Source organism: Nonomuraea sp. NPDC005501 (assembly GCF_040605905.1).
GTDB lineage: Bacteria > Actinomycetota > Actinomycetes > Streptosporangiales > Streptosporangiaceae > Nonomuraea.
Map to the genome: position 1 here is coordinate 16174 of NZ_JBEXDT010000066.1, position 22438 is coordinate 38611.

The window sequence follows — 22438 nt, forward strand, 5'->3', positions numbered from 1 at the left end:
TCACGACTGGTTCAGGATGTCTTCGAGCTCCTTGTTGGCCTTGGCGAGCGCGTCGTCGGCCGTGGCCTTGCCCTCGATGACCGAGCGGGCCGCGTTCTGCAGGACGGCCTTGGTCTCGTTCGCCTCGGTCCACTGCGGGTCGGCGGGGAACGCCTTGGCCTTGGCGAAGGCGGCGGCGAACGGCGCCTGCGCCGGGTCCTTGGCCAGCTCGGCCAGCGTGTCCGGGTAGACGGGCAGCAGGCCGCCGTCCTTGGCGTACCGGTCGGCCCACTTCTTGCCGGAGGCCAGCTTCACGAACTCGGTCGCGAGCTCCTTGTTCTTGGCGTCGTTCCAGACGGCGATGTCGTTGCCGCCGAAGAACGCCGGTGTCTCACCGCCGGTCTTGGAGGGCAGGGGGAAGAACGCCATCTGGTCGTCCTTGATCTTGCCCTTGCTCTCCTCCTTGATGGTGGCGATGTCCCACGAGGCCGTGAGGTACATGCCGACCTTGCCGTTGGAGAAGCGGGTGCGGATGTCGGTGGTGTTCTGCGTCAGGCGCGACTTGCTCGACACGCCGGAGGTGACGATCCCCGTGTACGTCTCGAAGCCGGCCTTGAAGGCGGGGTCGGTGAGCTTGGCCACCCACTTGTCGCCCTCCTTGACCGCGTACTCGCCGCCCTGCGACCAGGCGAGCGCGCCGAGCAGGTGGTTGGCGTCGGAGCCGCCGTTGAAGGCGAACCCGTCGACGTCCTTGCCCTTCTTGTCCTGGATCTTCTTGGCGGCGGCCACGAGCTCGTCCCACGTCTTGGGGACCTCGATCTTGAGCTCCTTGAACCAGTCCGTGCGGTACATGACCGCGCGGGTCCCGGCGCCCCACGGCATGGCGTAGACCTCGCCGTCGATGGTCTCCAGGCCGAAGAGGTTCTTCGGGATCTGGGCCTGCTCACCGGCGGTGGTGATCGACGTGACGGGGGCCAGGGCGTCCTGGCTCTGCCACAGCGGCACCTGGTCGTTGCCGATCTCCGTCACGTCAGGACCCTCGCCGCCCGCGGCCGCGGCCGTGAACTTGTCGTTGACCTGCGGCCACGGGATCCACTCGACCTTCGTCTCGGCGCCGGTCTGAGTCTTGAAATCGGCGACGAGGTCGTCCATGTACTTCTGCGACGGCTCGTTGGGGTCGCCGAGGCGCCAAACGGTGAGGCTCTGGCCCGCGAACTTGGGCCCGGCCGCCGAGGCGGACTGCGCCGGCTCGCTCTTGGACGGCTCCGTGGAGCCGCCGCACGCCGCCAGGCCCAGGGCCAAGGCGGCCGTGGTGACCGTAGTGGCCGTGGTCTTCGCGATCCTCACTAGGGTTCTCCCTTCCCGGCGAAAACGCGTCGGGTCTGCGCTCATACGGGTGCCGAGCCCGGGGGTCCGCACCTGGCTGATCGTCAGTGTTGAATGGTGGTAAACTAACAAGAAACTTTCTTAAAAGAAACCGGCGTTAGCGTTTCGTGACGAGAGGGGAGGGAGCCCGTGACCCGCAACCCGGGCGTCCCCCGGCTGCTGCGCCGGCTCAACGACCGCAGCGCGCTCGACCTGCTCATCTCCGAGGGCCCGCTCACCCGGGCCGAGCTGGGCGAGCGCACCGGCCTGTCCAAGGTGACGGCCGGCCAGCTCCTCGCCCGCCTGGAGGAGCGCGGGCTCGTCCACGTCGCGGGGGAGCGGGCCAGCGGCCGCGGCCCCAGCGCCGCCCTGTACGGGGTGGTTCCCTCCAGTGCGCACGTCGCCGGGCTGGAGGTGCTGCCCGACGCCATCACCGTCGGCGTGGCCGACATCACCGGCCGCGTCGTCGTCGAGACTGTCGTGGACCCGGCCGGGGGAGAGGACCCGGTCGCCGCCGTTCACGACGCCGTCCAGCGGGCCTGCGTCTCGGCCCGCATCACCCTCGGCCGGCTCCGCTCGTTCGTCATCGGCACGCGCGGCGTGGTGGACCCCGGCACCGGCGACGTCCGCTTCTCGTACGACCTGCCCGCCTGGCACACCGGCGTCCTCGCCAGCCTCCGCCGCACCCTCGGCGCGTCCGTGACCATCGAGAACGACGTCAACCTCGTCGCCCTCGCCGAGCACCGCCACGGCGCCGCCGCGGGGCACGACGACTTCGCCGTCGTCTGGGCCGGCGTCGGCCAGGGACTCGGCGTCATGCTGAACGGGCGGCTGCACCGGGGGATCACGGGCGGGGCGGGGGAGATCGGCTGGCTCCCGGTGCCGGGGGAGCCGTTGCCGGACGACGTGTCCCAGCCGCAGAGCGGGTCGTACCAGCGGCTGGTGGGGCATCGGGCGCTGGTGGCGTTGGCGCGGGAGTACGGGGTCCTCCGGAGGCCGGAGGGTGCGGGCGTCCTCGTCTCTCCCGACGGGACCGACGGGAGCCTCGCCGGCAGCGGTGACACCGGCGTCCGCGCCCTCGCAGGCCATCGCGGCCTTTCCGGCCCTTCCGCGGGCCGCTCAGATGCTCCCGCCGGCCACCACGGCGCGGTGCCGGTCGCCGAGCTGGTCCATGCCGCGACCGCGTCCGGCAACGACGGATTCCTGGACGCGGTCGCCGCCCGTCTGGCCGTGGCCGTCGCAGCCGTCAGCGTCGTCCTCGACCCCGGGCTCATCGTGCTCGCCGGCGACATCGGCAAGGCGGGCGGCGCGGAGCTCGCCGCCCGCGTCGAGGAGGCCGTGGCCGCGATCAGCCCCAGCCGGCCCAGCGTCGTCGCCACAGGCGTGACCGGGAACCCCGTGCTGCGCGGGGCTCTGGTGGCCGCCCTGGAGCAGGCCCGCGAACAGGTCTTCTCCGACACTGTGTGAGAATTGCTGCACATGTGGCACCCAACTGGCGGCATCGTGCTGATCTCCGACCCGCGTGTCGCCGCGACCCTCCTCCACGACAACGGGGAGCCGCTGGCCGACGTCCGCGGCCGGCTCCGGGTCGATCACCGGATGGCCGACCCGGAGGGCGCCTACGCCCACCTGCGCGAGGGCCTTATCGACAGGCTGGAACGTGCCGAGCGATCCCTGCCGGACGGGTACCACCTGCTGATCGTCGAGGGACACCGGTCCATCGCGTCGCAGCGCCAGATCTTCGACGGCTACCGGGCCGAGCTGGCCGAGCGCTTCCCCGGCCTGACGCCGGACGAGCTGCACGCCGCCACCAGCCGCTACGTCTCGCCCATCGAGGTGGCCCCGCACACCGCCGGCGCCGCCGTCGACCTCACGCTGTGCGACCCCGACGGGATCGAGTACGACATGGGCACGGCGGTCAACGACACCCCCGAGCGGAGCGGCGGCCTGTGCTACACGGGCGCGCTGGACCTGCCGGGGGCCGCGCGGCAGCACCGCAAGATCCTTGCGGCGGCGCTGGAACCGGTCGGGCTGGTCAACTACCCCACGGAGTGGTGGCACTGGTCCTACGGCGACCGCTACTGGGCCTTCACCACGGCTGCCCCCCACGCCCTCTACGGCCCCACCTCTCTCTGACGCCCGGCTTCGCCCTCCACGGGACGGCGTCCAGGCGGCCCACGGTGCGCACGTCACGGTGGCCGGCCGGGGAGCCGGAGGAGCGTTCCCCTGGACAGAGCCCGGCCCCGCACGGCGGGTGGGCCTTTCCGTGCCTGCCGTAAAGGGGGCCTGAACGGGAAGATCCGTGGCCCGGTACGCCGTCCTCGGCGTCTACGTCTCGAACTGGGCAAGCGCGGCGAGGATGTGGAAGGACCAGACCTGCAGTGCCGGTCCCGCACGCCCGGCCGTCAACCCTCCCCGCGCTCCCAGCGGCTCACCACCACCAGCGCCCTGGCGAACTGCGCGGCGACGATCGACGCGATCGCCGGGTCGCCGGACAGGCCGAGCTTCTTCAGCACCGCGCGCAAGTCGCTGTGCCGCCCAGCGATATGCTGTGAACAAACAACCAATCTGTTCATATGGAGATAGCATGCCGCCGGCGTTTTCGGAGGAAGAGCGGGCGCGGATCATCGAGCAGTTGCTCGACACCGCCGCTCGACTCTTCTCCACCCAGGGCCTGCGCAAGACGTCCCTGGAAGAGCTGACCGCTCCCGCGGGCATCGCCAAGTCCTCGCTCTACGCCTTCTTCGCCTCCAAGGAGGACCTCTACTTCGAGGCCATGCTGCGCCAGAGCGAGCAGGTGCGGCGGCGGGTGATCGACGAAGGCCTCGACCGCGGCGCCGACACCCGCGACGCGCTGCGACGCTTCCTGCGCGCCACGGTCGCCGAACTCGACACCAACCCGCTCTACCGGCGCCTGGTGTCCCACCCCCAGGAGATGGCCGCGGTCGCCGCCAAGCTCACCCCGGAGAGGATGGCCGCCGCGGTGGACGGCCCGATGGCCGCCCTGCTCCAGTTCCTCAGCACCCATGTGAAAGGCGACCCCCAGGTCCTGCTCGGCGTGCTGCGCGCGGTCCTGCTGACTCCGCTGCACGCCGAACACCTGGGCGCCGAGATCTACCCGGCCGTGATGGACCGCCTGATCGACGCGGTCACCGAAGGGATCACCTCATGATGAACGGCCTGCCGTACCTGTCAGCCGGTACAGGACCACCTCTGGTCGTCCTGCTCCACACCCCGCAAGCGGCCAACCCGACGGGCCTGGCGCGCTGGTCCACGATGCGGATGGTACGACCGTTCAGCGAGCACTTCACCGTCTACGTCGTCAACCGACCACCCGGGCTGCCACCAACCACGACGATGGCCGACCTCGCCGCGGTCTACGCGCAAGCGATCACAACCACCTTCGAGGGTCCGGTGAGAATGCTGGCCATCTCCACCGGCGGCTCCATCGCCCTCCAACTCGCCGCCGACCATCCCGACCTGGTCGACCGCCTGGTCCTGGCCGGCACGGCCGCCACCCTCGGCCCTGTCGGCAGGCGGGCCCAGCGCACCTACATCGAACGCGCACACCAAGGCAGGCGGCCGAGTCCCGCGCTGGCCGAGATCGTCACCGAATCGGAAATCGGCCGGCGACTGCTCAAAGGCCTGCTGTGGCTGTCGGACAGCGGGCAGAAGGACCACACCGACGCCGTCACCGTGCTCAACGCCGAGGACGGCTTCGACCTGCGCGGACGGCTGCACGACATCAAGGCCGCCACGCTGCTGATCCAGGGAGGCAAGGACCTCGTCTACCCCCTGGAACTGGCTCGGCAGACGGTAGAGGGGATCCCCGACGCCCAGCTCATCGTCTATCCGGGCCAAAGCCACAGCGCCACATTCACCGACAAGCGCTTCGCTCCCGACGCACTCGCCTTCCTGACAGACAGTTGATCAACGCTGATCACCGCGCTGCCGCCGGATCTCGTTCCGGGTACCGAGCTGTTCGAGGCTTGCAGTGCTCTGCAGTCCGCCGGCCCTGCCAGATCGCTCCGGTGAACTCGGCCGGCGTCAGCCCTGGCGGGCCCCGGGTGCATCGGGCTTCGGTACACGCGGACTCGGGACTCGCGACTCGGCGGGCTTCAGGTGCAGTGACGTGCAGGTGCCGTGGGATGGCGCGGCATCCTCGAACCTCGCTCAACCTCAGCCCAGCACCGCCCCTTACGGATAGTCCTCCTCCACCTCCACGCCCTCCTGCTCCAACGCCTCCTTGATGACCCGGAACGCGAGGCCGGACGGGTAGCCCTTCCTGGCCAGCATGCCGGCGAGGCGGCGGGTGCGGGTCTGGGGGTCGAGATTCCGGGTGGAGGCGAGCTTGCGTTCCACGAGGCGGCGGGCCGTCTCGGCTTCCTGGTCGGGGTCGAGCCGCTCCACGGCCTCGTTCACCGTCTCCGAGTCGACTCCGCGGTGGCGCAGCTCGGCTGCCAGAGCCCGTTTGGCGAGGCCGCGGCCATGGTGGCGCGAGTCGACCCACGCTTCCGCGAACGCCTCGTCGTTGATCAGGCCCAGCTCCGAGAACCGGTCGAGCACCGCCTCGGCCGCCTCATCCGGTACGTCACGCTTGCGCAGGGCCTCGGCGAGCTGGGCGCGCGTCTTGGGCGCCATCGTGAGCAGCCGCAGGCAGATGGCCCGCGCCACCGACTCGGGATCGGCCGGAGGCGCAGATGCCGCGGGCGACTCCTCGTCGGGCCCGTCGGACAACCAACCCCGGCCCGCGCCACCGGACCGCCTCCCTCGCCCGCCACGCCCAGACCCGAAACGTCCTCCTCCGGAACGGCCTCGCCCGGACCGACGCCCACGACCTGCGGGCCCCTCCTCGGACGCGCCGTCACCCACCCCGTCACCCACGCCGTCATCGGCCCCGCCGCCCCACAGCGACCCTGCGTTGGTGCTGGTGCTGGTGCTGGTGCTGGTGCTGGTGTCGGTCGTGCCGGTGGTGCCGAAGGTGACAGCGCTGATGTCATTGGTGCCAGGGGTGGTGCCAGTGGTCGCGCCCTTCGTGCCATTCGTGTCATTGGGGCCGGCGCCTGTGGTGTCCGCGGGGCCAGCAGTGCCTGTCGTGGTGCCGGTCCCCATGGTGCCGGTCCCCATGGTGCCGGTCCCAGGGGTGCTGGTGTCGTCCTCGGCTCTGTCGCTCCACGGTGACTCGGCGGCAATGCCGTCGCCAGCCGCAGCGCTCCATGGTCCCACTAGGCGCGCGTCGTCACCAGTCCTGTCACTCCACAGCGACCTGCTACCAGCGTCGTCATCGGTTGTGTCGGTCCACGGCGACTTGGCACCGACGCTGTCACCACCCGCGTCACTCCACGATGCTTCGACGTTCGGGCTGTCACCGGCCGTGCCGCTCCACGGTGCTGCGACGCTCGCGACGTCGCCGGCTCCGCTTCTCCACGGCGACTCCGTACTGGCACCCGCATGATCGTCCGGCTCCGACTCCTCCAGCGGTGACCAGGTGCCCGAAGGCGCCGCGGCCATGAACGGATCGTCCGCGTCGGCGGACTGCCCGGTGGTCGCAGGTGCGTCGGCGTTCCCGGAAGGGGTGGTTGGTCCGGCAGCCCAGAAGGGGTGTGTGCGGTCCGATGACTGTGTCGGCCAGGTGGGGGCGCCATCCTCGACGTCATCCGGGTGGCCGGCTTCCGTTGCCTCAGTGAGAGCAGGGGGCTGGGAGTCCTGGTCGTTGAGCTCCTGGGGGCGCTGATCTGTGAGGTCGGATGAGGGGAGGTCAGGCTCCGGGGCGGCGGAGGTGGCGCGTTGTCTGCGTTGTTCGTGCCATTCGGTCAGTGAGGGCCAGCCGTCCACCGACGGCGAGGCATCCCCTCCCTGACCGCGTGAGCCACCCCGCCCCTGGCTCCTCGACGTGTCCGAAGCGTCGTCCGGTGAGAACCCGCGCCTCCGGCGGCCGCTCGCCGCGTCCCGGGTCTGGCCGGAAGCCGCGTCCGAACGGCGGCCGGACTGGGATGTGCCGGACCGGAACGTCGAGGACGAGCCGGACCGGGACGTGGAACTGGAGCCGGACGTGGAACTGGAGCCGGACGTGGAGGCGGAACCGGACTGGCCGCGTCTGCTCGTACGGCCGGCGGATGAAGGCGGGACGTCTGGCCAGGCGCCCCAGTCGTAGTCGTGGGGCGCCTGGTCGTCGCCGCTCATGCCGAGGCCGATGGCCGGTGTTCACTCATGGGAGGCCGATCAGACGTCACCGGGCTTCGGCGCGGCGGCGGCCTTCGAGCCGCGGCCCGTGGGAGCAGCGGCGGCCGCCGGGACGGCAGGGGCGGCCGGGGCGGCTTCGGCCGGGGCGTCGACGCGCGGGCCCACGCCCAGCTTGTCCTTGATCTTCTTCTCGATCTCGTTGGCCATGTCGGGGTGGTTCTTCAGGAAGTTGCGGGCATTCTCCTTGCCCTGGCCGAGCTGGTCGCCTTCGTACGTGTACCAGGCGCCGGACTTGCGGACGAAGCCGTGCTCGACACCCATGTCGATCAGGCCACCCTCGCGGGAGATGCCCACGCCGTAGAGGATGTCGAAGTCGGCGACCCGGAAGGGCGGGGCCATCTTGTTCTTGACGACCTTCACGCGGGTGCGGTTGCCGACCGCCTCCGTGCCGTCCTTGAGGGTCTCGATGCGGCGGATGTCCATGCGGACCGAGGCGTAGAACTTGAGCGCCTTACCGCCGGTCGTGGTCTCGGGCGAGCCGAACATGACGCCGATCTTCTCGCGAAGCTGGTTGATGAAGATCGCGGTGGTGCCGGTGCTGTTGAGGGCGCCGGCGACCTTGCGCAGCGCCTGCGACATGAGGCGGGCCTGGAGGCCGACGTGGCTGTCGCCCATCTCGCCCTCGATCTCGGCCTTGGGCACCAGCGCGGCGACCGAGTCGATGACGATGATGTCGACGGCGCCGGACCGGATCAGCATGTCGGCGATCTCCAGCGCCTGCTCACCGGTGTCGGGCTGGGAGACGAGCAGCGCGTCGGTGTCGACGCCGAGCTTCTTGGCGTACTCGGGGTCGAGGGCGTGCTCGGCGTCGATGAACGCCGCGATGCCGCCCGCCCGCTGCGCGTTGGCCACCGCGTGCAGGGCGACCGTGGTCTTGCCGGAGGACTCCGGGCCGTAGATCTCGACGATCCGGCCGCGCGGCAGGCCTCCGATGCCCAGCGCCACGTCGAGAGAGATGGAGCCGGTGGGGATCACCTCGATGGGAGCCCTGGCGTCATCGCCGAGGCGCATGACGGAGCCCTTGCCGAACTGCCGCTCGATCTGGGCGAGCGCGGTCTCGAGGGCCTTCTCGCGGTCGTTGATAGCCATGGGAGCTCCCTCTGAAGGGTCGTGGTCCGATTCAGTCGAGTGAAAGCTACGGCCTGCCACCGACATTTTTCTGTGGGTCGTCGGGGAGGGCGGAGTCCCCGGCGTCTCTCATGGTAGCCGAACGGCTGTTCGATCACACCGGTAACACGCTGCCCGGGAGCCGCCGATCGCCGTGCCGCCCGGCTGCGCCCTGCCGGCGCCCGGTCGCCCGCGCTGCGTGGTACCGGTCGCCCGCCCTGCCCCGCGTCCGGCTGCTCGCCCTGGTCGGCCGTTCGCGTCGGTGGACGCCGTCGTTGTGCGGCGTGACGGGGCCGCGTACGTGTTCTCCGGCGTGGCACCGGCTGCTCGCCCCGCGTGCAGCCGGCCGTTTCCTGCGGGCAATCGTGAGTGGTCCGGGTCGGCTGCGGGGCGGTCGTTCACGACAGGGACGTGACCGTGGTGGTGGTGTCGTCGGTGTTCGTGGTGCTGGGCGAGCCGTGAAGTCGCACGGCGGCTCTTGAGCGGCGCTCCGGTTGCCGAGGATCGGCCGCCGTCGGCTCTCTCTGTGAGTGCGCCGCGACCGTACGTCCAGATCGACCGGATATGCGGTGGTTTGCGGCATGCGTGTTGCCGGCCGATATGAGCTGGGGAGACTCAAGGGTAGAGGGTTGGAGGCGACGACGTGGCGAACACGTACACCGGTGAACGGCGCGCCCATCTGGAGGCTCTCGCCGAGCTGCTGCCCGAGCAGGGACTGGTGAGCCGCATGATAGGCGGCGACGATCCGATGCTCTGGGTCTGGCATCCGGAAACCGGGCGGCAGACGATCATCTTCGCCACCCCCTCGCGCGGGGGATGGATTTTTCTGTGGGCGCCCGGCGGTCAGGGACGGGTGGAGGAGCTCGCGCGCACGGCAGGGGCGCTGAGGCGGACGCTCGACGCGTCCCCCCGGTGACGTCCTGAGGTCACCGGAGCGACGACGCCACGTTCTCCACCTGGCAGACCGCTCGCCAGACGCTCTTCGCGCTCTCGCCCTCGGCCAGCGCCTGCGTGACCGTGCGGCCGCCCAGGGGCGCCAGCACGTAGTCGCGGGCCCACGAGTCGGCGTAGGTGTCGCCGAAGTGGGCGCGCATCCGCCTCCAGAACTCGGTCAACCGCATCACTCAAGTATGGGACCACCGGCGGCATGGGTAGGACACCCGCATGGCCAAGACTCACAAACCCTCACCCCCGAAGACCAACAAGACCAAGGCGAACCGTGCCAGGCGCCGCGAGTTACGCCTGGCGCAACGTCTCGCCGTACAGAAGGACAAGGCGGAAAGGTCCGAACGGCACGCCGGCATCAGGCAGGCACCCCGCGCGGGCGAGCCGAGGACACGCCGGGCATCGCGGCGGTAGGCCGTCCCGCATCCAAGGAGCGGCGGTAGACCGTCCCGCATCCAGGGAGCGGCGCCAGGCCGTACCGCATCCAAGGGCGCTGGGCCGTACCGCATGGAGAGAGCGGCGATAGGCCGCAGGGCATCGAGACAGCCGCGACACGTCGCGCCCCGTCCGAACGCCGGACGGACATCGGCACGGCGGCTCGAAGCGCGGGTTCCGAGGTGGGTTCAGAGCACGCGTGAGCCGTACATCTCGCCGAGGTGGTCGGCGAGCAGCTCCAGGCGGGCGCCGTCGGGATCACGGAAGTAGATGGAGGCGCCGCTCTCGATCTGGTGCGGCACGCCGGCCACCTCCAGCTTCCCGCGCAGACGCTCCCACGTGGCCGTGTCGACGGAGATGGCTATGTGGTGCAGGCCGCCGAGAACTTCCTGGTACGGGCCGAGGTCGAGCCCCGGGAAGTCGAAGAAGGCCAGCAGGTTGCCGTTGCCGATGTCGAAGAAGAAGTGGCTGGAACCCTTGTAGTCGCGGTTCTCGATGATCTCCGTGAGCGGGAACTCCAGAAGCTCCTGGTAGAACCGGATCGTCCGCTCCAGGTCCGAGGACACCAGCGCGAAGTGGTGCAGCCCGCGAGCGCTGCTGGGTGGCCGGTGCGGTAAGAGGTAGCGCTCCCTGATCTCCTCGCGGCGCGCGTCGATGGCTGCTTGGTCGATGCTCACGGTCGCTCTATGTCCGCCTGTGTGCCCGCTCAATCACCAGGGGCCGCCACAATGCGTTTTCTGTCGGTACGGCGAGGCACTATGGGCAGGTGAGCTCGCTCGACCATTTCAGCCAGGTGACCAGGCAGTGGTTCGCCGGAGCCTTCGTCGCGCCCACGGCGGCGCAGGAGGGGGCCTGGGAGTCCATCGCCCGTGGTGACAACACGTTGGTCGTGGCGCCGACGGGCTCCGGCAAGACGCTGGCCGCGTTCCTGTGGTCCCTCGACCGGCTGGCCGCCGAGCAGTCGGAGCACCTTGAGCAGGTCGAGCGCCCCGAGCAGTCGGAGCGCCTTGAGCAGGTCGAGCGCCCCGAGCCGTCCGCGCCGGCCGAGCCGGGCGGGCGCTCCAGGACGGCCGATGGTAGGAGGGGTGTTTCCGGGAGGACGAAGGGCGCCGGGGGAGCCAGGGCCGCCTCTGGGGGGACGAAGGTGCTGTACGTCTCCCCGCTCAAGGCGCTGGCCGTCGACGTCGAGCGCAACCTCCGCGCACCCCTGACCGGGCTCAAGCAGACGGCCCGGCGGCTGGGCCTGCCCGTGCCGGAGATCTCGGTGGCCATCCGGTCCGGCGACACCCCGGCCCAGGACCGCAGGCGGTTCGCGGCCAAGCCGTCCGACATTCTCATCACGACGCCCGAGTCGCTGTTCCTGCTGCTGACGAGCCAGGCGCGCGAGGCGCTGCGCGACGTGCGCACGGTGATCATCGACGAGGTGCACGCCGTCGCGGCGACCAAGCGCGGCGCGCACCTGGCGCTCAGCCTCGAACGGCTCGACGCGCTGCTCGACCGGCCGGCCCAGCGGATCGGCCTGTCGGCGACGGTCCGGCCGGTCAGCGAGGTGGCGGCGTTCCTGGGCGGCTCCCGGCCGGCGACCGTGGTGCAGCCGCCCTCCGACAAGCGCATCGAGGTGGAGGTCGTCGTCCCGGTCGAGGACATGACGGAGCTGGAGGGCGGCCCGCGCCGGGGCGACGGCGACGACCCGGTGCCCGATCCGGCCAGCCGCTCGATCTGGCCGCATGTCGAGGACCGGCTGTTCGACCTCATCGGGGCGCACAGCTCGACGATCGTGTTCGCCAACTCCCGGCGGCTGGCCGAGCGCCTCTGCACACGCCTCAACGAGCTGGCGTACGAGCGAGCCCATGGACCCGGGACGGCCGACGCGATCGACCTGTCGATCTGGGAGACCGACCCCCACCGCGAAGGTGACAGCGGCGGCGACGGCCACGGTGACGGCGATACACCCGGCCCCCGCTCGTCCGACCCCGGCGCGTCCGACCCTGGCACGCCCCAGTCCCGCACGCCGGACGGTCCCGACGTGGGACGGCTGGTGCGGCGGAGTCCCGCGGAGATGATGGCGCAGGCCGGCGCGAGCAAGGGGGTGGTGACCGAGATCGTCCGTGCCCACCACGGGTCCGTCTCCAAGGAGGAGCGGGCGCAGATCGAGGAGGCGCTCAAGTCGGGCCGGCTCCCCGCCGTGGTCGCCACCTCCAGCCTGGAGCTGGGCATCGACATGGGCGCCGTGGACCTGGTCGCCTGCGTCGAGGCGCCGCCCAGCGTGGCGAGCGGCCTGCAGCGCATCGGCCGGGCCGGCCACCAGGTGGGCGCCGTGTCCAAGGGTGTGATCTTCCCCAAGTACCGCGGCGACCTCGTGCAGACCGCGGTCGTGGCCGAGCGCATGAAGAACGGCGAGATCGAGGAGCTGCGCTACCCCCGCAACCCCCTCGACGTCCTCGCCCAGCAGATCGTGGCGATGACATCGCTCGACGAGTGGACGGTGGACGAGCTGGAGGCCGTGGTGAAGCGGGCCGCCTCCTACGCCACCCTGCCCCGCTCCGCGCTGGAGGCCACGCTCGACATGCTGGCCGGCCGCTACCCGAGCGAGGAGTTCGCCGAGCTGCGCCCCCGTGTCGTGTGGGACCGGGTGACGGGCACCCTGCGCGGTCGGCCGGGCGCCCAGCGGCTGGCCGTCACCAACGGCGGCACCATCCCCGACCGCGGGCTGTTCGGCGTGTTCCTGGTGGGCGAGAAGGCGTCGCGGGTCGGCGAGCTGGACGAGGAGATGGTGTACGAGTCGCGGGTCGGCGACGTGTTCGTGCTCGGCGCGACGTCGTGGCGCATCGAGGACATCACGGCCGACCGGGTCCTCGTCTCCCCGGCCCCCGGCCAGCCGGGCAAGCTGCCGTTCTGGCACGGCGACGCCCCGGGCCGCCCGGCCGAGCTGGGCAGGGCCATCGGCGCGTTCCTGCGCGAGCAGGCCGCGAACGGCTCGACCGAGCGGGCGCGGGCCGCCGGGCTGGACGAGTACGCCGCCGCCAACCTCCAGTCCTACCTGGCCGAACAGCGCGAGGCGACCGGTTACGTGCCCGACGACCGCACGCTCCTGGTCGAGCGGTTCCACGACGAGCTGGGCGACTGGCGGGTGGTCATCCACTCCCCGTACGGCGCGCGGGTCCACGCGCCCTGGGCGCTGGCGATCAACCGGCGGCTCCAGGAGCGCTACGGCGTCGACGTGCAGGCGGTCCACTCCGACGACGGCATCGTGCTGCGCATCCCCGACACGCTGACCGAGCCGCCGTCCGACGTGGCCGCGTTCGACGCGGAGGAGATCGAGCAGATCGTCACCGAGGAGCTGGGCGGGTCGGCGATGTTCGCCTCGCGGTTCAGGGAGTGCGCGGGCCGGGCGCTGCTGCTGCCGCGCCGCACCCCCGGCCGGCGCAGCCCGCTGTGGCAGCAGCGCCAGCGGGCGGCCAACCTGCTGGGCGTGGCCTCGCGGTACGCGTCGTTCCCGATCGTGCTGGAGACGATGCGCGAGTGCCTCCAGGACGTGTTCGACGTGCCGGGGCTCGTCCGGCTTATGCGCGACATCGCCGCCCGCCGGGTGCGGGTGGTCGAGGTGGAGACGTCGCAGGCGTCGCCGTTCGCGGCGTCGCTGCTGTTCCACTACGTGGGCGCGTTCATGTACGAGGGCGACGCGCCGCTGGCCGAGCGCCGGGCCCAGGCGCTGGCCCTCGACACCTCGCTGCTGGCGGAGCTGCTGGGCCAGGCCGACCTGCGTGAGCTGCTCGACCCGGACGTGATCTCCGACACCGAGCGGGAGCTGGCCAGGCTCGACCGGCCGCTGCGCGACGCCGAGGACCTGGCCGACCTGCTGCGCTCGCACGGACCGCTGCTCGCGCCCGACGTGAGCGTGCGCGGCGGCGACCCCGCCTGGTTGGAGGACCTCGAACGGGCACGGCGCGCGATCCGGGTGCGCGTCGCGGGCGAGGAGCAGTGGGCGGCCATCGAGGACGCGGCGCGGATGCGCGACGCGCTGGGCGTGCCGCCGCCGGTGGGCGTGCCGCACGCGTTCCTGGAGCCGGTCGCTGATCCGCTGGCCGACCTGGTGGCGCGCCATGCCCGCACCAGGGGGCCGTTCCACGCGGGCACGGCGGCGGCCAGGTTCGGGCTGGGCGTGGCCGTGGTGCGCGACGCGCTGCACCGGCTGGCGGCGTCCGGACGGGTGGTCAACGGCGAGTTCAGGCCGGGGGGCCGGGGCGAGGAGTGGTGTGACGCGGGCGTGCTGCGCATGCTGCGGCGCCGCTCGCTGGCCCGGCTGCGCAAGGAGGTCGAGCCGGTCGCGCCGGAGACGCTGGCCCTGTTCCTGCCGGCCTGGCACGGCATCACCGGCTCCTCCGGGACCGCCGGGCCGGCAAGGCAAGCGGGGGCGGCGCGGGCGATGGACGCGCTCGTCCACGCCGTCGAGCAGCTCCAGGGCGCCGCCGTGCCCGCCTCGGCGCTGGAGACCCTGATCCTCCCTTCGCGGGTGCCTGGCTACCATCCGGCGCTGCTCGACGAGCTGACCTCCTCCGGCGAGGTGATCTGGTCCGGCCAGGGGTCGCTGCCGGGCGGCGACGGATGGGTCTCTCTCTACTTCGCCGACACCGCGCCGGTGCTGCTGCCGGAGCCGGGCGAGATCACGACGACGCCGGTCCACGAGCAGGTGCTGGAGGCGCTCGGCGGGGGAGGGGCGCTGTTCTTCCGCGGGCTGTCCGAGCGGCTCGGCTCCCTGGACGACGCGGCGCTCGCCACGGCCTTGTGGGACCTCGTGTGGGCGGGCCGGGTGTCGGGCGACACGCTGGCGCCGCTGCGGGCCACGCTCGGCTCCGGGCGTCCCGCCCACCGGCCGGCCACGACGCGCCGCCGCCGGGCCGTGCTGCCCACCCGGAGCGGGCCGCCGACCGTGGGCGGGCGGTGGTGGCTGTTGCCGTCACCGGCCGGCGACGCGACCCAGCGGGCGCAGGCGCAGGCCGAGGTACTGCTCGAACGCCACGGGGTGCTGACCCGCGGCGCGGTGACGTCCGAGCGGCTGCCCGGCGGGTTCTCGCCGGTCTACCAGGTGCTGCGCGCCTACGAGGAGAGCGGCCGATGCCGGCGCGGCTACTTCGTGGAAGGGCTGGGAGGCGCCCAGTTCGCGCTGCCCGGGGCCGTCGACCGGATGCGGGCCATGGCGCCCTCGAGCGCCCCGGCCGTTCCCCCCGCCGAGCTGTCCACCGGGACGGCCGGTGGTGCGGGGACGCGGCGGGCGGTGGTGCTCGCGGCGGCCGATCCGGCGAACCCCTACGGAGGCGCCCTGTCGTGGCCGGCGCACCCCGGCGACGTCGCCCACAAGCCCGGACGCAAGGCCGGGGCGCTGGTGGTGCTCGTCGACGGGTTCCTCGTGCTGTACGTCGAGCGGGGCGGCAAGACGCTGCTGTCGTTCACCGACGACGAGCGGCTGCGGCCCGCGGTGGACGCGCTGGCGCTGGCCGTGCGCGACGGCGCCCTCGGCAAGCTGACCGTCGAGCGCGCCGACGGGGCCTCCATCACCGAGTCGCCGTTGGCGGAGGCCCTGGAGGCCGCGGGCTTTCACCCGACTCCCCGGGGGCTGCGCCTGCGTGCCTGAGGGACGAAATGGGTTTCCGGCTTTCAGTCAGGTAAGCCCCATTGGGCCCCCGTCGGGGGCGAATGCCGGGACACATGTGACTTGTGGGGTTTATGGGATTGACTGGAGGGGAAAGAACGCGCCCGTGCCCCGCCGGCACTGCCGGGACGTGCGCGCACGGGCCCAGGGCGCGGCTTGCCGTACGCCTGCCATTTCCGGGATCGCACCATATCCGGGCGAATCACGAGAAGCCATCCCGTAAGACACGCTTGATAACCCGTTTGCTTGCTCGTGACTTCTCCGACGCATAACCTCGACGGCAGTGAGGAGTTACTCCGCGCTGCGCGGATTGTCATACCGGTGAAGTACGGACGAACGAGCTTGTTCCATCGAGGCGGGCGAGGCCCTGGCTGTCCCAGTCGGTGCCCGGCCGAGCTCGGCCTGGCTTTCGTCTCGGCGAGACAGCCTCGGCGAGACCTCCGTCGTCGTGACGACGCCGATCGGCGTTCCGCGCCGCGCATGTGACCCCTCGCGTTCTGTGGCCACGTTTACGGGTGTTGACGACGCGAGGAGGGCGGGGAGCACATGGGGCCGCTTGTCGTGGTGCTGTCGGTGGCGGTGCTCCTGCTCACGTTCGGGATGATCGCCGCGCTGCTCATAGTGGTCCGCCGCACCTCGGGGCTCCTGCCGCAGTCTGCCAAGCCGTCCCCCGAGCAGGTTGAGGCCGTGCACGAGGAGCTGGAGCAGGCCCGCCAGGAGGCGGGTGAGATCCGCGGCAAGGCCGAGTCCGACGCCGAGGAGATCCTGCGCCGGTCCGAGGCCGCGGCCGAGAGTGCCGCGCGCATGCGGCGCGAGGTCGAGGAGGAAGGCCGGATCCTCAAGTCCGAGCTGAAGGAGCTGCGGGCCGACCTCGAACGCCGCGAGACCCGCCTGGCCGAGCGCGAGGAGCGCCTGGACGAGGAGGCCAGGCGGCAGTCCGAGCTCCAGCGCAAGCTGGGCGAGGCCGAGGCGCGCCTGTCGGAGCGGCGGGCCGAGCTGCTCCAGGTCGAGGAGGAGCGGCGGGCCATCCTGGAGCGGGTCGCCGGGCTGACCGCCGACCAGGCCAAGGCCGAGCTCGTCAGGCAGATAGAGAACCAGGCCAAGCGCGAGGCCGCGCTGATCATCCGGGAGATCGAGGGACAGGCCCGCAAGGAGGGCGAGAAGCGCGCCACCAAGATCGTCACCCTGGCGGTGCAGCGGGTGGCGGCCGAGCAGACGGCCGAGTCCGTGGTCAGCGTGCTGCACCTGCCGGGCGACGAGATGAAGGGCCGCATCATCGGCCGCGAGGGCCGCAACATCCGGGCGTTCGAGTCCACGACCGGCGTCAACCTCATCATCGACGACACCCCCGAAGCGGTGCTGCTGTCGTGTTTCGACCCGGTGCGGCGGGAGACCGCCAGGCTGACGCTGGAGAAGCTCGTCCTCGACGGCCGCATCCATCCCCAGCGCATCGAGGAGGCGCACGAGCGCAGCCGCGCCGAGGTCCAGGACCTGTGCGCAAGAGCCGGTGAGGACGCGCTGGTCGAGCTGGGCATCACCGACATGCACCCGGAGCTGACGCTGCTGCTCGGCCAGCTCCGCTACCGCACCTCCTACGGCCAGAACGTGCTGAAGCACCTCATCGAGTCGGCGCACATCGCCGGCATCATGGCCGCCGAGCTCAAGCTCGACCAGCGGCTGATGAAGCGCTGCGCCCTGCTGCACGACATCGGCAAGGCACTCACGCACGAGGTGGAGGGCAGCCACGCGCTGATCGGCGCGGAGATCGCCCGCCGGTACGGCGAGTCGGAGGACGTGGTCCACGCCATCGAGGCGCACCACAACGAGGTCGAGGTCCGCACGGTCGAGGCGGTCCTCACCCAGGCGGCCGACGCGATCAGCGGCAGCCGCCCCGGCGCGCGCCGCGAGTCCCTGGAGGCGTACGTCAAGCGGCTGGAGCGGCTGGAGGAGATCGCGCAGTCGTACGAGGGTGTGGAGAAGGTGTTCGCCATGCAGGCGGGCCGGGAGATCCGGGTGATGGTCAAGCCGGACGCGATCGACGACATCCAGGCGCAGGTGATCGCCAGGGACGTGGCCAAGCAGGTCGAGGAGGAGCTGACCTACCCGGGCCAGATCCGCATCACGGTGGTCCGCGAGTCCCGCGCCACCGAGTTCGCCCGCTGAACCACCGCCCCGTGGGTGGTGGGCGGCATGTCCCCAACGGTGTCCGGGTCCGCGGGCATCCACCTGGCAGCGACCTGGCATCCACCTGGCAGGAGGATGGAGCGGGCTGAGGGGTGGAGGGGCTCGTCGCGGGCAGGGGGCCGGAGGGCCGCCGCCCGGCGCGCGAGCCGCGCCACCCGGGCGGGGCCCGGCACGAGCCCGCAACCGACCAGGGGAGAGTCATGACCGAGGGGTACGACCGGGTCGCGATCATCACGGGAGCCGACTCCGGCATCGGCAAGGCCACCGCTGTGATGCTGGCCGAGCAGGGATTCGACGTCGGGATCACGTTCCACTCCGACAGCGACGGCGCCGAGGACACCGCCGGGCAGGTGCGCGAGCTGGGCAAGGCCGCCGCGGTGCGCCGCCACGACCTGACCGACCCCGAACGCGCCGCGGCCGTCGTCGACGACCTCGCCGAGGAGCTGGGCGGTCTCGGCGTGCTGGTGAACAACGCCGGCACCGGCAGCTCCGAGCCGCTCATCGACATGGACTACGAGCGCTGGCGGTCGGTCGTGGCGGTGGATCTCGACGGCCCGTTCCTGTGCTCGCAGCGGGCCGCGCGGCGGATGGCCAGGACGGGGCGGGGCGGGCGCATCGTCAGCGTGACGAGCGTCCACGAGGAGTACCCGCGCGTGGGCTCAGGCCCGTACTGCGCGGCCAAGGGTGGCCTGCGCATGCTCAGCCGCGTCCTGGCCCTGGAGCTGTCGGAGTACGGCATCACGGTCAACACCGTGGCGCCCGGCGAGATCGCCACGCCCATGACCGGCCAGGACGATCTGCCGCCGCAGATCGGCACCAGGCCCGGCTACCCGATCAACCGGCCGGGTGACGCGCACGAGGTTGCCGCCGTGGTGGCCTTCCTGGCGAGCCCGGCCGCGTCGTACGTGACCGGCTCGACGGTCTTCGTCGACGGTGGGCTCGGCCTCATGGGGCCGCAGGCGGCGGGCGCGCTCGGGTCGGGGGAGTGGCGCAAGGGCTGACGGCGCTTCGCGTCAGCTGAAGATCTGCTGGTAGAAGGCCAGCTCGGCGGCGAGGGCGGTCGCGACGGTCTCGGTGCGGCGGAACCCGTGCGACTCGCCCTCGAACGCCAGGTACGTGCACGGCACCCCGCGCTCCGCCAGGGCGTCGGCGAACGCCTCCGACTGCTCGGGCGGCACGGCCGGATCGTCGAGCCCCTGGAGGAGCAGCATGGGGCAGCTCACCCCGCCGACCAGGGCCAGCGGCTCCCGTTGGGCGTACAGCTCCGGGTCCTCCGGGCCGACCAGCCACTCCACGTACCGCGACTCGAAGTCATGGGTGTGGGCGTTGAGCGGGGCGAGCGCGCTGATGCCGTAGTAGGACACCCCGCCCGCGAACACGCCGGACCGGCAGCAGGCCGCCATCACGGTCCAGCCGCCCGCGCTGCGGCCCCGCACCGCGACCCGGCCGGGGTCGGCCAGGACCTCGCTCGCCAGCCACTCGGCCGCCGCGACGACGTCCTCCACGTCCACCACGCCCCACCGGCCCCGCAGCAGCTCGCGGTAGGCCCGGCCGTAGCCGGTGGAGCCGCCGTAGTCCACGTCGAGGACGCCGATGCCGCGCGAGGTGAGCAGGGCCTTCTCCAGGTCGAGCGCGGTCCCGGCGTGCGCGGTCGGCCCGCCGTGCACGAAGACCACGTACGGCGGGAGCGTGCCGGGCTCGCCCGCGGTGGGCGGGTAGAGGTGGGCCTGGACGCGGCGGCCGTCGCGGCCGGGCAGCTCCACCGCCCGCGGCGACGGCAGCAAGGCGCGGTCCGGCAGCCTCCCGGCGTCGCGGGCCAGCGTCTCGGCCTTCCCCGTCGCCGTGTCCACCCGCAGGACGGTCCGCGGCGCCGTGGGACCGTACCCGACCCCGACCAGATCCCCGCCGTCCACGGCCAGCGCCGGGTCCCACCCCTTGCAGGGGACGTCCAGGTCGCGCAGCAGCCCGGACCCCGGGTCGAGCACACCCAGCCGCAGGTCGCCGCGCCCGTGCAGCACCGCGAGCCGCCCGTCCCCCAGCACGCCGTACGGCAGGCCGCCCAGCCGCCACAGCGGCCCGGCGAACTCCTCCTCGGCCGGGTACAGCGCCCGGCAGGGGCCGCCGGCCACGGGGACCTCGTGCAAATTCCACCAGCCGGAGCGCTCGGAGACCAGGTAGAGGTGGCCGTCGTCCTTCCACTGGGGCGCCAGGACCGACTCGGACGGCCCGCCCGCGACCGTCCACGAGACGCCGTCGGCCAGGCGGGTGACGCGCAGCTCGGTGCCGTGCCACGGCATGCGGGGATGGCTCCAGCAAACGCAGGCCAGGTGCCGCCCGTCGGGGGAGAGGGTGGGGAAGGCGTAGAAGTCGGCGCCGGTGACGTGCTCGCGCGGATCGCCGGGCCGGTCGAGGGGGAACGAGACGACGGCGCGCGTCACCTTGCCGTCGTGGTGGCGCTCGCGCACGCACCACACGCGGCCGTCGCGGACCAGCAGGTCGGCGTAGCGGGAGCCGTCGTCCGCCGGGGTGAGCGGCACGGGGTCGTCATGGCCGAGGTAGAGGCGCTGGTCGGCGAGGTTGCAGAAGACCACCTCGCCGGCGGGCGTCACCGTGTAGGGCCGGCCGCCGTACTCGTGGACCCGGGTGCGCGCGCACCACGGCGCGGCCAGCAGCTCGCGGCGCGTGCCGTCGGCGGCGCGGCGCACGATCGTCGTCCGGCCGCCCTCGTCCGGCCGGTCCTCCGTCCACCACACCTGCCCGTCCCGCGCGGCGGGCCAGGCCGGCCGGAGCCCGGACCGGGCGACGTCGGTCGTGGAGATGGGGGAGCGCCAGAAGGGCATAGGGGCATCCTGCCGGAAGATCAGAGACAGTGAAGGGCGGTCACCCGACCAGGTGACCGCCCTTACCCGTGCTGCCGGAGTGATCAGTCGATGATGACCCCGCCACCGCCACCGCCACCGGCGGGCGCGCCGGCCATCGCGCTGGGCGGCTCGACCGGGCCGGTCGTCAGCTTGCGGCTGCGCCGCGTGCGCCGCTCCAGCAAGTTCGCCAGGTAGCTCAGCGACATGTTGAGCGCCACGTAGATGATCCCGATGACGATGGCGGCCGGGATCAGCGACCCGAAGAACACCGCGGGCAGGATCTTGAAGCCGGTGTTGAGCAGGTCGACGTAGGCGATGATGTAGCCGAGCGCGGTGTCCTTGAGCAGGACCACGAGCTGGCTGACGATCGCCGGCATCATCGCGGTGACGGCCTGCGGCAGCAGCACCATCCGCATCACCTGGTTCTTGCGCATGCCGATGGCGTAGGCCGCCTCCGACTGCCCCCTCGCCACCGACAGCACGCCGGCCCGGACCACCTCGGCCAGCACCGAGCCGTTGTAGAGGGTCAGGCCGAGCACCACCGCGAAGAAGGCGTAGTCACCGCCGCCCATCACGTTGGGCGCCAGGTAGAAGATGAAGAAGATCAGCAGCAGCAGCGGGATGGCGCGGAAGACCTCCACGACCAGGCCCGCCGGTACGCGGATCCAGGCGTGGTCGGACAGCCTGGCCAGGCCGAACACCGCGCCGAACAGCATCGCCAGCACCGCGGCCGCCGCCGCGGCCTTCAGCGTGCCGATCAGGCCCGGGATGATGAACTCCTGCCAGGTCGAGGCCTGGAGGAACGGCTCCCAGATCTTGCCTTCCCACTGGCCCTTGGCGTCGAAGCCGCGGTAGACGCCGTAGAGCGCGGCGGCCACCAGCACGACGCTGACGACCGTGAGCAGGTGGTTGCGCACCCTGGCGCGCGGGCCGGGCGTGTCGAACAGGACGGCCGTGCTCATCGGACCACCGCCAGCCTCCGGGACAGCCACCCGGTGAAGTAGCCGATCGGCAGGATCAGGACCATGAAGGCCGCGACCACGCCGAGGAAGATCGGGATGGAGGCGCCGGTCGTGTCGAAGACCTCCTTCATGTTGGCCGCGACATCGGCGAGGTAACCGCCGGCGGTCGCGACCGTCGTGTTCTTGATCATGGCGATGATCACGCTGCCCAGCGGGGCGATGACCGCCCGGAACGCCTGCGGCAGGATGATCATGGTCAGGGTCTGGAAGAAGGTCAGCCCGACCGCGCGGGCAGCCTCGGCCTGCCCCATCGGCACCGTGTTGATGCCGGCGCGCAGCGCCTCACAGACGAAGGCCGCGGTGTAGGCCGAAAGGCCCAGCGCCACGATCCAGAAGGAGTTGGTCCGCGGCACGTCCGAGAAGACCAGCCCGAGCTGGTCGCTCAGGCCGAGCGCCGAGAAGGCCAGCACCAGCGTCAGCGGGGTGTTGCGCACCACGTTGACGTACACCGTCGCCGCCACGCGCAGGACCGGTGTCGGCGAGACGCGCATCGCCACCAGGACCGTGCCGAGGATGACGGAGACGACCAGCCCCACGAGCGCGAGCTTGACGTTCTCCAGGAACCCCTCGGCTAGCTGGGGCGCGTATGTGATCAGTTCGTCCATCGTGCTCCACCGCATAGGACGGCGGCGGCCGGTGTGGTGCCG

At 71.9% G+C, this 22438-nt stretch carries 16 protein-coding genes and 1 pseudogene; 9 read left to right on the top strand and 8 right to left on the bottom strand.

Translation table 11 applies throughout. The features are described from left to right. Positions 1-1326 (bottom strand): extracellular solute-binding protein, encoded by a 1326-nt coding sequence (locus tag ABZS51_RS28000; RefSeq protein ID WP_355446901.1) that lies wholly within the window; start codon positions 1324-1326, stop codon positions 1-3. 168 nt (positions 1327-1494) lie between these two features. On the opposite strand from ABZS51_RS28000, the gene ABZS51_RS28005 reads away from it, so the two are divergent. The 4 genes from ABZS51_RS28005 to ABZS51_RS28020 all read left to right on the top strand — a co-directional run bounded on the left by ABZS51_RS28005 (position 1495) and on the right by ABZS51_RS28020 (position 5274). After that, a complete protein-coding gene (locus tag ABZS51_RS28005; protein ID WP_355446904.1) occupies positions 1495-2811 on the top strand; it encodes an ROK family transcriptional regulator in 1317 nt (438 codons plus the stop codon). 12 nt (positions 2812-2823) lie between these two features. Beyond that, positions 2824-3480: a M15 family metallopeptidase gene (locus tag ABZS51_RS28010; protein ID WP_355446907.1), complete on the top strand. Its 657-nt coding sequence runs from the start codon at positions 2824-2826 to the stop codon at positions 3478-3480. 451 nt (positions 3481-3931) lie between these two features. Beyond that, positions 3932-4516, top strand: coding sequence for a TetR/AcrR family transcriptional regulator (locus tag ABZS51_RS28015; RefSeq protein ID WP_355446910.1), 585 nt, complete (start codon positions 3932-3934; stop codon positions 4514-4516). After that, on the top strand, positions 4513-5274 hold the full coding sequence (locus tag ABZS51_RS28020; RefSeq protein WP_355446913.1) for an alpha/beta hydrolase: 762 nt from the start codon (positions 4513-4515) through the stop codon (positions 5272-5274). Before ABZS51_RS28015 ends, ABZS51_RS28020 begins: the two co-directional genes overlap by 4 nt. A gap of 267 nt (positions 5275-5541) precedes the next feature. On the opposite strand, the gene recX is transcribed toward ABZS51_RS28020, so the two are convergent. Continuing rightward, complete coding sequence (gene recX, locus ABZS51_RS28025) at positions 5542-6855, bottom strand: recombination regulator RecX (RefSeq protein WP_355446916.1); 1314 nt, start codon at positions 6853-6855, stop codon at positions 5542-5544. Between the two features lie 382 nt (positions 6856-7237). Between recX and ABZS51_RS28030 the strand changes: the two genes are divergently transcribed. Further along, positions 7238-7498, top strand: coding sequence for a hypothetical protein (locus ABZS51_RS28030; RefSeq protein ID WP_355446919.1), 261 nt, complete (start codon positions 7238-7240; stop codon positions 7496-7498). A gap of 191 nt (positions 7499-7689) precedes the next feature. On the opposite strand, the pseudogene recA reads toward ABZS51_RS28030, so the two are convergent. After that, positions 7690-8676, bottom strand: a pseudogene (recA, locus tag ABZS51_RS28035) (recombinase RecA); the annotation flags it as partial. A gap of 661 nt (positions 8677-9337) precedes the next feature. Here recA and ABZS51_RS28040 point away from each other — a divergent pair. Next, positions 9338-9610 carry a hypothetical protein gene (locus tag ABZS51_RS28040; protein ID WP_355446922.1) on the top strand — a complete coding sequence of 91 codons (273 nt, stop codon included), beginning with the start codon at positions 9338-9340 and terminating at the stop codon, positions 9608-9610. A gap of 10 nt (positions 9611-9620) precedes the next feature. Here the strand turns inward: ABZS51_RS28040 and ABZS51_RS28045 are convergent, their stop codons facing one another. Continuing rightward, on the bottom strand, positions 9621-9815 hold the full coding sequence (locus ABZS51_RS28045; protein WP_310710463.1) for a DUF3046 domain-containing protein: 195 nt from the start codon (positions 9813-9815) through the stop codon (positions 9621-9623). 447 nt (positions 9816-10262) lie between these two features. Further along, complete coding sequence (locus ABZS51_RS28050; RefSeq protein ID WP_310710462.1) at positions 10263-10751, bottom strand: VOC family protein; 489 nt, start codon at positions 10749-10751, stop codon at positions 10263-10265. Positions 10752-10840: 89 nt separating this feature from the next. Between ABZS51_RS28050 and ABZS51_RS28055 the strand changes: the two genes are divergently transcribed. From ABZS51_RS28055 to ABZS51_RS28065, 3 genes are all read left to right on the top strand, one after another. Further along, entirely contained in the window at positions 10841-15706 is a 4866-nt protein-coding gene (locus ABZS51_RS28055) for a DEAD/DEAH box helicase (RefSeq protein ID WP_355446926.1), read from the top strand. A gap of 564 nt (positions 15707-16270) precedes the next feature. Continuing rightward, complete coding sequence (gene rny, locus ABZS51_RS28060) at positions 16271-17887, top strand: ribonuclease Y (protein ID WP_310710460.1); 1617 nt, start codon at positions 16271-16273, stop codon at positions 17885-17887. 221 nt (positions 17888-18108) lie between these two features. After that, the gene (locus ABZS51_RS28065) at positions 18109-18909 is read left to right on the top strand and encodes an SDR family oxidoreductase (RefSeq protein WP_355446929.1); all 801 of its coding nucleotides are present in this window, start codon (positions 18109-18111) and stop codon (positions 18907-18909) included. A gap of 12 nt (positions 18910-18921) precedes the next feature. Here ABZS51_RS28065 and ABZS51_RS28070 read toward each other — a convergent pair whose 3' ends face one another. From ABZS51_RS28070 to ABZS51_RS28080, 3 genes are all read right to left on the bottom strand, one after another. Further along, a complete protein-coding gene (locus tag ABZS51_RS28070; RefSeq protein WP_355446932.1) occupies positions 18922-20748 on the bottom strand; it encodes a prolyl oligopeptidase family serine peptidase in 1827 nt (608 codons plus the stop codon). Positions 20749-20831: 83 nt separating this feature from the next. Next, the gene (locus ABZS51_RS28075; RefSeq protein ID WP_355446935.1) at positions 20832-21731 is read right to left on the bottom strand and encodes an amino acid ABC transporter permease; all 900 of its coding nucleotides are present in this window, start codon (positions 21729-21731) and stop codon (positions 20832-20834) included. Next, positions 21728-22396, bottom strand: a complete 669-nt coding sequence (locus ABZS51_RS28080) for an amino acid ABC transporter permease (protein ID WP_355446938.1) — start codon at positions 22394-22396, stop codon at positions 21728-21730. The genes ABZS51_RS28075 and ABZS51_RS28080 overlap by 4 nt, the downstream gene beginning before the upstream one ends. Positions 22397-22438: the final 42 nt, after the last annotated feature.

Bases quoted from the DNA above. Each gene is read 5' to 3' on its own strand.
- ABZS51_RS28010 (WP_355446907.1), top strand. From the start codon at position 2,824: ATGTGGCACCCAACTGGCGGCATCGTGCTGATCTCCGACCCGCGTGTC.
- ABZS51_RS28015 (WP_355446910.1), top strand. From the start codon at position 3,932: ATGCCGCCGGCGTTTTCGGAGGAAGAGCGGGCGCGGATCATCGAGCAG.
- ABZS51_RS28020 (WP_355446913.1), top strand. From the start codon at position 4,513: ATGATGAACGGCCTGCCGTACCTGTCAGCCGGTACAGGACCACCTCTG.
- recX (WP_355446916.1), bottom strand. From the start codon at position 6,855: ATGGCCGCGGCGCCTTCGGGCACCTGGTCACCGCTGGAGGAGTCGGAG.
- ABZS51_RS28045 (WP_310710463.1), bottom strand. From the start codon at position 9,815: ATGCGGTTGACCGAGTTCTGGAGGCGGATGCGCGCCCACTTCGGCGAC.
- rny (WP_310710460.1), top strand. From the start codon at position 16,271: ATGGGGCCGCTTGTCGTGGTGCTGTCGGTGGCGGTGCTCCTGCTCACG.
- ABZS51_RS28065 (WP_355446929.1), top strand. From the start codon at position 18,109: ATGACCGAGGGGTACGACCGGGTCGCGATCATCACGGGAGCCGACTCC.
- ABZS51_RS28070 (WP_355446932.1), bottom strand. From the start codon at position 20,748: ATGCCCTTCTGGCGCTCCCCCATCTCCACGACCGACGTCGCCCGGTCC.
- ABZS51_RS28075 (WP_355446935.1), bottom strand. From the start codon at position 21,731: ATGAGCACGGCCGTCCTGTTCGACACGCCCGGCCCGCGCGCCAGGGTG.
- ABZS51_RS28080 (WP_355446938.1), bottom strand. From the start codon at position 22,396: ATGGACGAACTGATCACATACGCGCCCCAGCTAGCCGAGGGGTTCCTG.